Genomic DNA, 13,251 nt, shown 5'->3' on the forward strand with positions numbered 1-13,251 from the left:
ACCTCTGCCCATCCGATCGAAACGCTCTGTCCTGGCTGCCTGCCGGCCCGGACAGCGGCCGAACTCCGGTCCGAAACCCCTTACAGGTACCCCCTTGATCTCCACCGCTAACATCACCATGCAGTTTGGCGCCAAGCCGCTGTTCGAGAAACGTGTCCGTCAAATTCGGCAACGGCCATCGCTATGGCCTGATCGGCGCCAACGGTTGCGGCAAGTCCACCTTCATGAAGATTCTCGGGGGCGATCTCGAGCCCACCGGCGGGCAGGTGATGCTCGAACCCAACGTGCGCCTGGGCAAGCTGCGCCAGGACCAGTTCGCCTACGAGGACTGCACGGTCATCGACACCGTGATCATGGGCCACGCCGAGCTGGCCAAGGTCAAGGCCGAGCGCGACCGCATCTACTCCCTGCCGGAAATGAGCGAAGACGACGGCATGGCCGTGGCCGAGCTTGAGGTGCAGTTCGCCGAATACGACGGCTACACCGCCGAAGCGCGGGCGGGCGAGCTGCTGCTCGGCCTGGGCATCCCCCAGGACCAGCACTTCGGCCCCATGAGCGCCGTCGCCCCCGGCTGGAAGCTGCGGGTGTTGCTGGCCCAGGCACTGTTTTCCGATCCGGAACTGCTGCTGCTCGACGAACCGACCAACCACCTGGACATCAACACCATCCGCTGGCTGGAAGGCATCCTGGTCGCGCGCAACAGCACCATGATCATCATCTCCCACGACCGCCACTTCCTGAACAGCGTCTGCACCCACATGGCCGACCTGGATTACGGCGAACTGCGTCTGTTCCCGGGCAACTACGACGAGTACATGACCGCCGCCACCCAGGCACGCGAGCGCCTGCTGTCGGACAATGCCAAGAAGAAGGCCCAGATCGCCGAACTGCAGCAATTCGTCAGCCGCTTTTCGGCCAACGCCTCCAAGGCCAAGCAGGCCACCAGCCGGGCGCGCCAGATCGACAAGATCCAGCTGGACGAGGTCAAGCCGTCCAGCCGCGTCAGCCCCTTCATCCGCTTCGAGCAGAACAAGAAGCTGCACCGCCAGGCGGTGACCCTGGAAAACGTCACCCAGGGCTTCGACGGCACCCCGCTGTTCAAGCGTCTGGGTCTGCAGATCGAAGCCGGCGAGCGGGTCGCCATCATCGGTCCCAACGGCATTGGCAAGACCACCCTGCTGCGCACCCTGGTGGGCGAGATGGCTCCTCAGAGCGGTGAAGTGAAGTGGACCGACAGCGCTGATGTCGGCTATTTCGCCCAAGACCATGCCGAGGACTTCGCTGACGATGCCACCCTGTTCGAGTGGATGGGCCAATGGACGCAGGGCGGCGAGCAGATGGTACGCGGCACCCTGGGTCGCATGCTGTTTTCCAGCGACGACATCCAGAAATCGATCAAGGTCATCTCCGGTGGTGAGCAGGGGCGCATGCTGTTCGGCAAGCTGATCCTGAAGAAGCCCAACGTGCTGGTGATGGACGAGCCCACCAACCACCTGGACATGGAATCCATCGAGGCGCTGAACCTGGCGCTGGAAAACTATCCGGGCACCCTGATCTTCGTCAGCCACGACCGCGAATTCGTCTCGTCCCTGGCGACCCGCATCCTCGACATGAGCGAGACCGGCGTGGTCGATTTCAGCGGCAGCTACGACGACTACCTGCGCAGCCAGGGCATCAACGGCTGACCCCAGGGTTCGTGTAGTGGGTCGCGCCACCCACTACACGAACAAAATAGATGGTGCCCTAAGCAGTTACCCTAGGTATCATTTCGCACCGAAACGGGTACTCGACCAGGATCGCCGCGATCATCACCTATCGTTTGCGCCGGGAGACCAGGGGTCTCCTGCCACGTCTCGTAACACGTAGCGCCCCCTTCCGGCACGCTCGACGGGTTCCCTGTCGCATCCTGATCGCCCCTCCTGGCACCGGCCTCCGCCGGCCTGCCAGGACGCTTGGCCCCCACTCAATAAATCAGAACATTGCCGGACGGCTGCTGTCGCAACTGACTGCCATGCCCTACCGGTTGCCCACCCCTGCCTGTCCGTTCGCGGCCAGCTCGGGGTTGCCCAACTCGAGGTCGGGCTCCGACGCCCGCTCTCCCTCAGGTGTAAAGCGAGACACTGTCTCAGGAGTACGATGAATGCACAGTGGTAACGAAGAGTCGGATTTCGTTTTCGTCGGCGCGGGAATCATGAGCGCGACCCTGGCGGTCATGCTCAAGGAGCTGGAGCCCACGAGTACCGTCGAGGTACTCGAACTGCTCGACGTAGGCGCGGCGGAGAGTTCCAACCCCTGGAACAACGCCGGAACCGGCCATGCGGCCCTCTGCGAGTTGAACTACACGCCCGAAAAGGCGGACGGCAGCATCGACGTCACCAAGGCCCTCAGCATCAACGGCATGTTCGAGGCCTCCAGGCAGTTCTGGTCCTACCTGGTCGAGGAAGGCCACTTCGGTTCGCCGCGTGCCTTCATCAGCCCGGTGCCGCACATGTCCTTCGTGCATGGCGCCAAGGACATCGCCTTCCTGCGCAAGCGCTATGAAGCGCTCAAGGACCACGCCTGCTTCGACGGCATGGAGTATTCCGAGGATCACGCCAAGCTGCGCGAGTGGATGCCGCTGGTGATGGAAGGCCGGCCGGCCACCGAAGCCGTGGCGGCGACCCATGTGGCCGGGGGGACCGATGTAAACTTCGGCGCCCTGACCATGAGCCTGCTGGGCCACCTGCAGACCCGCCCCGGCACCCAGGTCCGTTACAACCAGAAGGTGGTGGACCTGACCCGCGAGGCCGACCAGCGCTGGCGCCTGACCATCGAGGACAGTCGTTCGGGTGCCACCCGGACGCTGATCGCCAAGTTCGTCTTTCTCGGCGCCGGGGGCGCGGCCCTGCCGCTGCTGCAGAAGTCGGGCATCCCCGAAGGCGCTGGCTATGGCGGTTTCCCGGTAAGCGGCCAGTGGCTGCGCTGCGACGATCCGCACATCGTCGAGCGCCACCAGGCCAAGGTCTACGGCCTGGCCGGGGTCAATTCGCCGCCGATGTCGGTCCCGCACCTGGACACCCGGGTGGTGGATGGCAAGAAGTCGCTGCTGTTCGGACCCTTTGCCGGCTTCACCACCAAGTTCCTCAAACGCGGTTCCTTCCTCGACCTGCCCAAGTCGATCAAGTCGGGCAACATCGGCCCCATGCTCGCCGTGGCGCGGGACAACATGCCGCTGACCCGCTACCTGGTCGGCCAGGTGCTGCAGTCATTCGACCAGCGCGTCGAGGAATTGCGTGCCTTCTACCCCGCCGTGCGCAAGCAGGACTGGCGCCTGGAAGTGGCCGGCCAGCGGGTGCAGATCATCAAGAAGGATCCGCAGAAAGGCGGTGTCCTGCAGTTCGGTACCGAGATCGTCGCCTCCGGCGACGGCACCATCGCCGCCCTGCTGGGCGCCTCCCCGGGCGCTTCCACCTCGGTGTCCATCATGCTGACCCTGGTCGAGCGCTGCTTCCCCAGCCGTTATCAGAGCGCAGAGTGGCAGGCGAAGCTGCGCACCATGTTCCCGGCCTTCGGCCACAAGCTCGCGGAAGAACCGGAGCTGCTGCGCGAAGTGCGCGAACGCACCACCCGGGTGCTGCAACTCGACCAGCCGGCGTGATGCCGCAGACGCCGGACCGTTCACCCGGTCCGGCGTCTTCTTCCCCGCAAACCTGCTTCGAAGCTCCCTATCCCGTCCAATCGCCTCCTCCCCGCCCGGGGGAGGGCTGGGGTGAGGGAGTCTTTATCCGCCAGGCTTCCGCCTAATCCCCCAGCGCCACGCCTTCCCGCCGCGGATCGGCACCCCCCTGCCAGCCAGATCCGACCCGGCGAATGACCTGGATGCCGCTGGTCATCTCGTCCTCGCGCACCTGATGCCCACGCTGCTCCAGCGCCTGGCGCAGGGCCGGGGTGGTCTCGCCGCGCTCCAGCTCGGTGGGGCCGTTGCGGCTGCCGAAATTCGGCAGGCCCGCCGCCGCCTGGGGATCTAGCTGCCAGTCCAGCAGGCCGACCAGGGTCTTGACCACATAGCCGGCGATCTGCGAACCGCCCGGCGAGCCCAGCGCGGCCAGCAGCTCATTGCTCTGGCGATCGAATACCAGAGTCGGCGACATGGTCGAGCGCGGTCGCTTGCCCGGCTCCACCCGATTGGCCACCGGCAGGCCCTTCTCCTGCGGCACGAAGGAAAAGTCCGTCAGCTGATTGTTGAGCATGAAGCCCTTCACCATCAGATGGGAGCCGAAGTAGCTCTCCACCGTGGTGGTCATGGACAGGGCGCCGCCCCAGGCATCCGCGGCCACCACCTGGGAGGTAGAGATGCGCAGCGGCGAGCGATCCGGCGCCCAGGCCAGGGTCGGTCCGGGCGGAACACCCGGCGCGGCCTTGCCCAGGCTGCGCTCACCAACCTGCTGGGCGCGACTGGCCAGATAGCCCGGATCGAGCAGGCCCTTGACATTGACCGGCACCAGCTCCGGATCAGCCACGTACTGGGCACGATCGGCATAGGCCAGGCGCTCGGCCTCGGCGATCAGATGCACGGCTTCGGGACGCGGCTCCTGGCCCGCCGGCAGCGCGGTCGGCACCGGCCGCAGCGGCGCCAGGGCCCAGGCCGGATCACGGGCTTCCAGGGCCTGGAGGATGCCCAGGGTCTGGGCCACGGTGATGCCGCCGGCGGGCGGTGGCATGCCGCAGACACGCCAGCGCTGGTAGTCGGTGCACAGTGGCGTACGGGTCCTGGCTCGATAGCCGGCCAGATCCTGGAGACTCAGGCTGCCGGGATTGGGGCTTTGCTGCACCGCCGTGGCGATGGCCTTGGCCAGGTCGCCACGATAGAGCGCCGCGGCGCCTTCCCGGGCGATCAGCGCCAGGGTCTCGGCCAACTCGGGGTTGCGCAGCCGGGTACCCACCGGCTTCACCTGGCCCTGGGCATCCAGGTACAGCGCGGCCATGCCGGGCGACTGCTTGAGGAAGGGATCGTGCACAAGCTGGTTATGCAGTCGCGGCGACAACGGGAAACCCTCGCGGGCCAGGCGGATGGCCGGCTCGAACAGCACCTGCCAGGCCAGCTTGCCGTGGTCGCGATGCGCCAGCTCCAAGGCGCGCAACACCCCGGGCACCCCAACCGAACGGCCGCCGATACGCGCCTCCTCGAAGGCCATGGGGCTGCCATCCGCATGCAGGAAGAGCCTTTCCGTGACGCCCGCCGGCGCGGTCTCGCGACCATCGTAGGCCTGGACCTTGCGACCGTCCCAGTAGAGCAGGAAGGCGCCGCCGCCGATTCCCGAGGATTGCGGCTCGACGAGGGTCAGGACCGCCTGCATGGCGATGGCGGCATCGATGGCCGAGCCACCCTGGCGCAGGATCTCCCGCCCTGCCTCGGCGGCCAGGGGGTTGGCCGCCGCCGCCATCTGCCGGGTGGCTGCGCTGGCCGTCAACCCAGGGCGGTAACCGGAACCGGCCTCGGGAGCCGTGGGCAAGGAGGTCTCGCGACCCTGGCTACAGGCCGCGAGAGTCAGGGACAGGAAGAGAGGCGTAAGGATCGACAAGGGAGTTCGCAACGTGGGGCTCCTGGGCAACGGGGGCTTTCGCCCGCCAAGCCTAGCCCATCAGCTGCACCCATGCCGCCTGGCTGATCTCAGAGCGGCAGGTGACGATGTAGAAAGCCGCCGCAGAGCACATCCAGCCAGAGCAGCTGGTGCAGGGCGACGATGGCGAAGAACACCAGCCGAAAGCTCAGCTTGACCGTCTTGTGGCGGAATCGCTGCTGGGCGATCAGGGCGCCCGGCCAGCCGCCGAGCAGTTCGCCCAGGTGCAGCATGCGCTCCGACACGCGCCAGCCCTTGTCGCGGGCGCGCTGCTTGTCGTGCTTGTAGAGCAGGTAGGTGACGATGCTCGCGACCAGATAGAGCGGCAACGGCCAGAGCACCCCGCGGCCGAAGGCCTGGGACAGCATGCCCACCGAGGGCAGGATGAAGACCGCGATCTGCAACAGCGCCAGCATGTCCTGGCGGGCGATGGCCGCGCGTTGCTGGTAGGGCGTCAGCGACCCTGCCCGCTTGGCGGCCTTGGGGGACGCGTTCTGCGTAGCCGCACGAGCCGGCTTGCGCCGGCTCTGCTGTTCCTGCTCGGGTTTCACCCGGCCGCCTTGGCCGCGTGCCAGTCGATCCAGCCGAATTGCCAGGTGGCCAGGATCAGCAGTCCGAAGACGATGCGGTACCAGCCGAAGACCACATAGCTGTGGTTGCCGATGAATTTCAGCAGCGCCTTCACCGCCAGCATGGCGAAGATGAAGGAGGTGACGAAGCCGACCGCGAAGATCATCGCATCGCTGGGAACGAACATGTGGCGGTACTTGTAGACCGAGTAGACGGTCGCACCCACCATGGTCGGCATGGCCAGGAAGAAGGAGAACTCGGTGGCCGCCTTGCGCGACAGGCCGAACAGCAGGCCGCCGATGATGGTGGAACCGGAGCGCGAGGTGCCCGGAATCATAGCCAGGCACTGGGCGCAGCCGACCTTGAGGGCGTCATGCCAGCGCATGTCGTCCACCTCCTCCACGCGGATGCGATGCTTGCGCTTTTCCGCCCAGATCATGATCACGCCGCCGATCACCAGGGCGAAGGCCACGGTGATTGGGGTTGAACAGGTATTCGTGGATCAGATCACCAAGGATCACGCCCAGCACCGCAGCGGGCAGGAAGGCAACGATCAGATTGCCGGTGAAGCGCTGCGCATAGGACTTGCGCGGCAGGTCGGTGACGATCTCGAAGACCTTGAAGCGGTACTCCCAGACCACGGCCAGGATGGCCGCCAACTGAATCACGATGTTGAAGGCAATGACGGTATCGCCGCGAAAGCCGATCAGATCCGCCACCACGATCTGGTGGCCGGTACTGGAAACCGGCAGAAACTCGGTGATGCCCTCGACGATCCCCAGAATCAGCGCCTGCAAGGCACTCCATAGGTCCATGGTATTACTCCATCCAAGTGAAACATTTGCAGGTAGCCGGAGCTGCAGGCTCCGGCGGCAACGGGGTTCGAACCGTGACGCTCCGCAGGGCATGGCCCTTCGCGGTACCCAAGACAGCATGTGCTGAAGTCAGCGCCCGGCACCTTACCAGAGCGAGACCGGTTGAAGAGACCGATAGACGGCCATTAGGTGCCGTACAATGACAAATCCAATCTTTCCGGATGTGAAGCATGTCGTTTCTGGAGTCCCTCACCACCCTGCTGGGCATGTCGCCCGTGGAGCTGCTGGCCGCCGTTCTCGGGGTGATCGCCGTCTGGCTGACGGTCCGCCAGAACATCTGGGCCTGGCCCATCGGGCTGGTGATGGTGGTGCTCTACGCCTGGATCTTCCTGGACGTGAAGCTGTATTCCGACATGCTGCTGCAGTGCATCTATGCAGTGCTGCAGCTCTATGGCTGGTGGCAATGGCTGAGGGGTGGCCAGCAGCACCAGGGTCGGGTGGTCAGCTCCCTCGCGGCGAGGCCCCTGCTGACGGGTCTGGCCGTAGGTGCGCTGGGTAGTCTTGCCCTCGGCTATCTCATGGGCACCCATACCGACGCCGCCCTGCCCTGGCTGGATGCCGCGCTTACCGGTTTCAGCCTGGTCGCGCAGTTCTGGATGGCGCAGAAGCGTCTGCAATGCTGGATGCTGTGGTTCGTGCTGGACGTCATCTATGTGGGCCTCTTCTATTACAAGGGCCTCTACCCCACCGCGATCCTCTATGCGGTCTTTGTCGGCCTCGCCGCCTATGGCTGGCTGGACTGGCGCCGCGCCCTGGCGACCGCACGATGAAGGTGGTGGTGTTGACCGGCCCCGAATCGAGTGGCAAATCCTGGCTGGCGACGATCCTGAGCGAGAGATTCGGCGGTGTCCGGGTCGACGAGTACGTTCGCGAATACTGCGAGGCGCATGGCACCGACACCAGCCTGGCGGATGTGGAGCTCATCGCCCGCGAGCAATTGCGTCGCGAAGACCAGGCGCGGGCCAGTGCACCGGCCTTGCTGCTGCTGGATACCCATCTGCTGAGCAACCTGCTGTGGAGTCGCCTGCTGTTCGATGCCGCGCCCGCCTGGCTGGAACCGGCGCTGCTGGCACGCCGCTATGACCTGCATCTGCTGCTCGACCCGCGCGACGTCGCCTGGCAGGACGACGGTCAGCGCTGCCAGCCGGAGCTCACCGAGCGCCTGGCATTCTTCGCCAACTGCCGGGACTGGCTGCGGACCCATGGCCAGCCGGTGCTGGAAATCGCCGGCGACTGGCCCGAGCGGCAAAGGGCCGCGCTGGCCGCGGTGAGCCGATTGCTGCACGAGTCTTGACCCGTCGGTAGAATGACGTCCTACACCGGAGAACGCCATGCACGACGACGATGCCTCTTTCGCTGACTTCACCCGCGGGATCCGTCCGCTCAGGCAGGATCGCGCCGACACCGGCAAGTCACGCGCCGACCTGGGCCAGATCGCCCAGCGCCGGGCCAATGCGACCAGGACCTCGACCACGACCCGGGTGGATGGCCTGAGCGATGCCTTCGTCATTGATGTAGGCGCCGAAGACGAACTCTACTGGGGCCGCGATGGTGTCCAGGACACCCAGCTGAAGCGCCTCAAGAGCGGCCAGATCCCCTTCGAGGGCAGCCTGGACCTGCACGGCATGACCGTGGAAAGAGCCCGGGAGACCCTCTGGGACTTTCTTGCCGAGGCCACCCGCCTGGAAATCCGCTGCGTGCGCATCACCCATGGCAAGGCCGCGCGCGTCGATGGGCGTCGGCCGTTGATCAAGAGTCACGTCAACACCTGGTTGCGCCAGCACGCCCAGGTGCTGGGCTTCACCTCCTGCCTGCCCCGCCACGGCGGCACCGGCTCGCTTTATGTGTTGCTCAAGCGCACCATGCTCGAAGGTCGCGACGAGTGACTCCGCGACTCGGATGACGTCTCATCCGAGCGCCAACCTCCTTATCGACAAACAGGAACCCAAATGTCTCTCGAACAGCACTACTCCTCGATCCTGACCGGACTTGGCGAAGACATCGGCCGGGAGGGGCTGGTGGACACGCCCAAGCGCGCGGCCAAGGCCATGCAGTACCTCTGCCGCGGCTATACCCAGACGCTGGAAGAGGTGGTGGGCGAGGCGCTCTTCACCTCGGACAACAGCGAGATGGTGCTGGTCAAGAACATCGAGCTTTACTCGCTGTGCGAGCACCACATGCTGCCCTTCATCGGCAAGGCCCACGTCGCCTACATGCCCAAGGGCAAGGTGCTGGGGCTGTCCAAGGTGGCACGCATCGTCGACATGTTCGCCCGCCGACTGCAGATCCAGGAAAACATGACCCGGCAGATCGCCGAAGCCATCGAGAAGGTCACCGGTGCGGCCGGTGTTGCGGTGGTCATCGAGGCGCAGCACATGTGCATGATGATGCGTGGCGTGGAGAAGCAGAATTCCTCCATGGTCACCTCGGTGATGCTTGGCCAGTTCCGCGCCAGCGATGCCACCCGCGCCGAATTCCTCAGCCTGATCAATCGCTGAGTCGGCCGCGACGTCCGCCAGCCCGGAGGGTCGAAGCCTGGAATCTCCAGGAGACCTGCACGCCATGGCGGACGTCCACAGCCTTACCCTGTTCAGAGCCCAACCCGAACGTTCCCAGGCGCTGGGCGCCCACCTGCTGGATCTGGCCGCGGTGGCAGTGCACGACGAGGGGTGCCTGGATTATCGGGTATTCCAAGGTAGCGAGGACAATGACGTCTGGGTGGTCCAGGCCCGCTGGATCTCGGTCGCCGCCCAGGACGACCACTTCAACCAGCCACACACCCTCGCCTTCCTCGACGAGCTGCCCAAGCTGGCGGACGAGGTGGATCTGTATCCGCTGGCGCCCAAAAAGCCTTCGGCTGAGCTTTGACGCCAGGCTGCCTGGGTTGCGATGAAGCGTAGAGTGGGCCGAGACGGCTCCCTCGTCGAAGTCCAACGGGACCGACGCAGAGGCAGGAGCTGTTGGGCTTCGCTGCGCTCAGCCCAACCTACGACTTGATTGACCTTTTACGGCCATGGCGATCTGCAGACGCGGCCGGTCCCGCAAAGGTACCACCGTCGTAGATACCGTCTTCGCCCCTCAGTGTGCAATCGCTAAAGCAGGGTCGAAAGGCTTGCCTGATTTGAGCACGCCATAGGCGATGGTCAGCAGCTTGCGCATGGCGGCGCAGACGGTTTGTTTACCTTTCTTCCCCCTGGTTTTCAGACGCTCGGCTTGCGCCTTGATAGCCGGGTTGTAGGTCAGCGCCACGACGGCGGGTAGGTATAGCGCACTTCGTAAGCGGACCGATCCCATGCGCGAGATGCCGGTATGGCCGCGGTAAAGACCTGATTCCTGTAGGCGTGGGTTCAAACCGGCAAAGGCGGTCACGGCGCGGGCATCGGCGAAGCGACCGATATCACCGAGCTCCGCCAGGATCAGGGCGGCGGTCTTGTCGGCGATGCCGTCTATGCTCACCAGCAGATCACGTTTGCCGCTCAGGTCCGGGTCATCGTCGATATGCCGTTTGATCTGTTCGAGCGTCCAGGCGATCTGCTCATCGAGCCGCTGCACGACCGCCTGGATCGAGTTTTGGACTTTTTCCGGGCTGACCTCGAGCCGATTGAGCTCCATCTGCCGTAGCGATTGGAGATCCTCCAGGCGCCGGGTCAGCGCGCGAAGCGTGCGGATGGACACAGGCTCCGGGTGCCAGGCCCGCAGGCTGTCTTCATGCCGCTGGCCATAGGTGGCGATCAGCTTGGCGTCGAGTTTGTCCGTCTTGCTGCGCTGCAACTGGCTTTGCGCATAGCGAGCGATCTGTGCCGGATTGAGCACGGCGATTCGGTAGCCCAGCGCATGGAAATGCTCGGCGAGCGCTTCGTGATAGGTGCCCGTGGCCTCCATCACGATCCAAGCGCCTGGCTCGGCATGCTGTTGCAGCCAGTCGGCAAAGACCGCGAAGCCTGACGGATCGTTGCTCAGCCTGCCCTTGGTCCGGTGCTTGCCATTGGATTGCAGGACCGCCAGATCGAAGCTGCGCTTGGCGATATCAACACCGATTACGGCCATGATGTCTCCTCCTTCAGATGCGACACGATCACGTCATCCCGTCCAACCTTGTGCAATACGAGCTCTGGAGGCTCTAGATACCGTTCGGACTCGGGGATGGGTGTGGAGGAGGCAGCCTATCTACGTTGCAAGCTCAAAGGCTTAAGGGTGGACACGGCCTGCCATCCTCCCCCGATGATCAGTCGGGGACTATGCCCCCCTAAGGAGGCTGTCGTCGAGATACAAGGGTGGACAACGGCGCAGCCCTGTCCACGAACGGGCATCGGCATCAGGTGGAAAACGCTACGCGGTTTTCCACGCTACGGGCTGGACGCAATCGCGGCCATGGGCCGCTCCTACATTTGTTCGGTGTACCTGTAGGAGCGGCCCATGGCCGCGATAAACGAGAGCAAAGGCACAGCAGTGCGGACCGCGATGGTCGCGATCAACTGCAACTCAATACTCGGACAGCGCGAAGCTCGTCAGGGCGAAGGTGGGGATGCCGGCGGCTTCCAGGCGCCTGGAGCCGCCCAGTTCGGGCAGGTCGACGATGGCGGCGGCTTCGTGGACTTCGGCGCCCAGGCGGCGGATCAGGTTGCCGGCGGCGACGAGGGTACCGCCGGTGGCGATGAGATCGTCGACCAGCAGCACCGAATCACCGGCACCGACGCTGTCCTTGTGTACCTCGATCACCGAATCGCCGTATTCGGTGCTGTAGACCTCGGTCAGCAGCTCGGCGGGCAGCTTGCCCTGCTTGCGGAACAGCACCAGCGGCTTGCCCAGTTCGTAGGCCAGGATCGGGCCGATGAGGAATCCGCGCGCATCCAGCGCCCCGACGTGGGTGAAGGTCGCCGAACGATAGCGCTCCAGCAGCTCCGCCATGACGGCGCGCAGCCCCTCGGGCGACTGGAACAGTGGCGTGATGTCCCGGAAGATCACCCCCGGCTTGGGAAAATCGGGCACGGCACGGATGAGGGACTTCAGGGCGGATTCGGAAAAGGACATGGCAGAGACTCTTGGGCGCCGGGCGCCTGGTTGAATACGATTGCCCAGTATACCGGTGCCCGCCCGGCCAGGGCCCAACCCGCCATCCCTGCGCGCTGAATCGATTCATGTAGTGAGTCGCGTTGACAGCTACCAGCGAAGCGGACATCCTCGATAACGCGCAAACGTTTGCGCGACCACAAGAACCATAAGAATTCGGAGATTCCCCTATGCTGGCCTTTCGCCCTGCCCGCCTGCTGGCGGCTATCGCTCTCGCCTCCGCTTCGCTGATCCTGCCGCTCACCGCCAGTCATGCCACGGCCGCCGAAAAGCCCAAGGTCGCGCTGGTCATGAAGTCCCTGGCCAACGAATTCTTCCTGACCATGGAAGACGGCGCCAAGACCTACCAGAAAGAGCATTCCGCCGACTTCGATCTGATCTCGAACGGGATCAAGGACGAGACCGACACCTCCAGCCAGATCCGTATCGTCGAGCAGATGATCGTGTCCAAGGTCGACGCCCTGGTCATCGCCCCGGCCGACTCCAAGGCGCTGGTCCCGGTGCTGAAGAAAGCCAGCGACGCCGGCATCAAGGTGGTCAACATCGACAATCGCCTGGATCCCGACGTGCTCAAGTCCAAGTCTCTGGACATTCCCTTCGTCGGCCCCGACAACCGCAAGGGCGCACGCCTGGTGGGCGAGTACCTCGCCAAGCAGCTCAAGCAGGGTGATCAGGTCGGCATCATCGAGGGCGTCTCCACCACCACCAACGCCCAGCAGCGCACCGCAGGCTTCAAGGACGCCATGGAAGCGGCCGGCATGAAGATCGTCGGCGTGCAGTCCGGCAACTGGGAAATCGACAAGGGCAACGCCGTCGCCGCGGCCATGCTCAACGAATACCCCGACCTGAAGGCCCTGCTGGCCGGCAACGACAGCATGGCGCTGGGCGCCGTCTCCGCCGTACGGGCCGCGGGCAAGAAAGGTCAGGTGCAGATCGTCGGCTACGACAACATCAAGGCCATCCACCCGATGCTGAAAGACGGTCGCGTCCTCGCCACCGCCGACCAGTTCGCCGCCAAGCAGGCCGTGTTCGGTATCGACGCCGCGCTCAAGCTGGTCAAGGGCGAGCCCACCGGTGCCAAGGACGGCGTGATCGAGACGCCGGTCGAACTCGTCACCCAGCCCTGAGCCAAGGAG

The 13,251-nt window shown here is 64.8% G+C and carries 11 protein-coding genes and 2 pseudogenes; 8 read left to right on the plus strand and 5 right to left on the minus strand.

Annotated features, from left to right (window positions below; translation table 11 throughout):
- The first annotated feature begins 94 nt into the window (after positions 1–94).
- Both QE444_RS14650 and mqo read left to right on the plus strand, forming a co-directional pair.
- Positions 95–1,685, plus strand: a pseudogene (locus tag QE444_RS14650) (ABC-F family ATPase).
- Positions 1,686–2,140: 455 nt separating this feature from the next.
- Entirely contained in the window at positions 2,141–3,637 is a 1,497-nt protein-coding gene (gene mqo, locus QE444_RS14655; RefSeq protein WP_187979341.1) for a malate dehydrogenase (quinone), read from the plus strand.
- 142 nt (positions 3,638–3,779) lie between these two features.
- Here the strand turns inward: mqo and QE444_RS14660 are convergent, their stop codons facing one another.
- The 3 genes and pseudogenes from QE444_RS14660 to QE444_RS14670 all read right to left on the minus strand — a co-directional run bounded on the left by QE444_RS14660 (position 3,780) and on the right by QE444_RS14670 (position 6,985).
- Positions 3,780–5,573 (minus strand): gamma-glutamyltransferase family protein, encoded by a 1,794-nt coding sequence (locus QE444_RS14660; RefSeq protein WP_405046429.1) that lies wholly within the window; start codon positions 5,571–5,573, stop codon positions 3,780–3,782.
- Between the two features lie 77 nt (positions 5,574–5,650).
- The gene (locus QE444_RS14665) at positions 5,651–6,151 is read right to left on the minus strand and encodes a DUF1294 domain-containing protein (RefSeq protein WP_273861501.1); all 501 of its coding nucleotides are present in this window, start codon (positions 6,149–6,151) and stop codon (positions 5,651–5,653) included.
- Positions 6,148–6,985: pseudogene (locus QE444_RS14670) on the minus strand (undecaprenyl-diphosphate phosphatase). The gene QE444_RS14665 and the pseudogene QE444_RS14670 overlap by 4 nt, the downstream one beginning before the upstream one ends.
- Positions 6,986–7,251: 266 nt before the next feature.
- Between QE444_RS14670 and pnuC the strand changes: the two are divergent.
- From pnuC to QE444_RS14695, 5 genes are all read left to right on the plus strand, one after another.
- Entirely contained in the window at positions 7,252–7,815 is a 564-nt protein-coding gene (pnuC, locus tag QE444_RS14675) for a nicotinamide riboside transporter PnuC (RefSeq protein ID WP_280307727.1), read from the plus strand.
- Positions 7,812–8,339: an AAA family ATPase gene (locus QE444_RS14680; protein ID WP_187979344.1), complete on the plus strand. Its 528-nt coding sequence runs from the start codon at positions 7,812–7,814 to the stop codon at positions 8,337–8,339. Before pnuC ends, QE444_RS14680 begins: the two co-directional genes overlap by 4 nt.
- 37 nt (positions 8,340–8,376) lie before the next feature.
- Entirely contained in the window at positions 8,377–8,931 is a 555-nt protein-coding gene (locus QE444_RS14685; RefSeq protein WP_309739416.1) for a Smr/MutS family protein, read from the plus strand.
- 63 nt (positions 8,932–8,994) lie between these two features.
- Positions 8,995–9,543 (plus strand): GTP cyclohydrolase I FolE, encoded by a 549-nt coding sequence (folE, locus tag QE444_RS14690; RefSeq protein WP_133863117.1) that lies wholly within the window; start codon positions 8,995–8,997, stop codon positions 9,541–9,543.
- 64 nt (positions 9,544–9,607) lie between these two features.
- Positions 9,608–9,913, plus strand: a complete 306-nt coding sequence (locus QE444_RS14695; protein WP_187979346.1) for a putative quinol monooxygenase — start codon at positions 9,608–9,610, stop codon at positions 9,911–9,913.
- 210 nt (positions 9,914–10,123) lie between these two features.
- Here QE444_RS14695 and QE444_RS14700 read toward each other — a convergent pair whose 3' ends face one another.
- Both QE444_RS14700 and QE444_RS14705 read right to left on the minus strand, forming a co-directional pair.
- Positions 10,124–11,092: an IS110 family transposase gene (locus QE444_RS14700; RefSeq protein ID WP_252977129.1), complete on the minus strand. Its 969-nt coding sequence runs from the start codon at positions 11,090–11,092 to the stop codon at positions 10,124–10,126.
- A 435-nt stretch (positions 11,093–11,527) separates the two neighbouring features.
- A complete protein-coding gene (locus QE444_RS14705; protein ID WP_187979347.1) occupies positions 11,528–12,076 on the minus strand; it encodes an adenine phosphoribosyltransferase in 549 nt (182 codons plus the stop codon).
- Between the two features lie 209 nt (positions 12,077–12,285).
- Here QE444_RS14705 and QE444_RS14710 point away from each other — a divergent pair, with 209 nt between their 5' ends.
- Entirely contained in the window at positions 12,286–13,242 is a 957-nt protein-coding gene (locus QE444_RS14710; RefSeq protein ID WP_309739419.1) for a sugar ABC transporter substrate-binding protein, read from the plus strand.
- The last annotated feature ends 9 nt before the right edge of the window (positions 13,243–13,251 follow it).

The sequence above is a fragment of the Pseudomonas sp. SORGH_AS_0199 genome (genome assembly GCF_031453735.1).
Classification (GTDB): Bacteria; Pseudomonadota; Gammaproteobacteria; order Pseudomonadales; family Pseudomonadaceae; genus Chryseomonas; species Chryseomonas aestiva.

Coding starts and splice junctions, on each gene's coding strand:
- QE444_RS14695 (WP_187979346.1), top strand. CDS start 9,608: ATGGCGGACGTCCACAGCCTTACCCTGTTCAGAGCCCAACCCGAACGT.
- QE444_RS14705 (WP_187979347.1), bottom strand. CDS start 12,076: ATGTCCTTTTCCGAATCCGCCCTGAAGTCCCTCATCCGTGCCGTGCCC.
- pnuC (WP_280307727.1), top strand. CDS start 7,252: ATGTCGCCCGTGGAGCTGCTGGCCGCCGTTCTCGGGGTGATCGCCGTC.
- folE (WP_133863117.1), top strand. CDS start 8,995: ATGTCTCTCGAACAGCACTACTCCTCGATCCTGACCGGACTTGGCGAA.
- QE444_RS14700 (WP_252977129.1), bottom strand. CDS start 11,092: ATGGCCGTAATCGGTGTTGATATCGCCAAGCGCAGCTTCGATCTGGCG.
- QE444_RS14710 (WP_309739419.1), top strand. CDS start 12,286: ATGCTGGCCTTTCGCCCTGCCCGCCTGCTGGCGGCTATCGCTCTCGCC.
- QE444_RS14685 (WP_309739416.1), top strand. CDS start 8,377: ATGCACGACGACGATGCCTCTTTCGCTGACTTCACCCGCGGGATCCGT.
- QE444_RS14680 (WP_187979344.1), top strand. CDS start 7,812: ATGAAGGTGGTGGTGTTGACCGGCCCCGAATCGAGTGGCAAATCCTGG.
- mqo (WP_187979341.1), top strand. CDS start 2,141: ATGCACAGTGGTAACGAAGAGTCGGATTTCGTTTTCGTCGGCGCGGGA.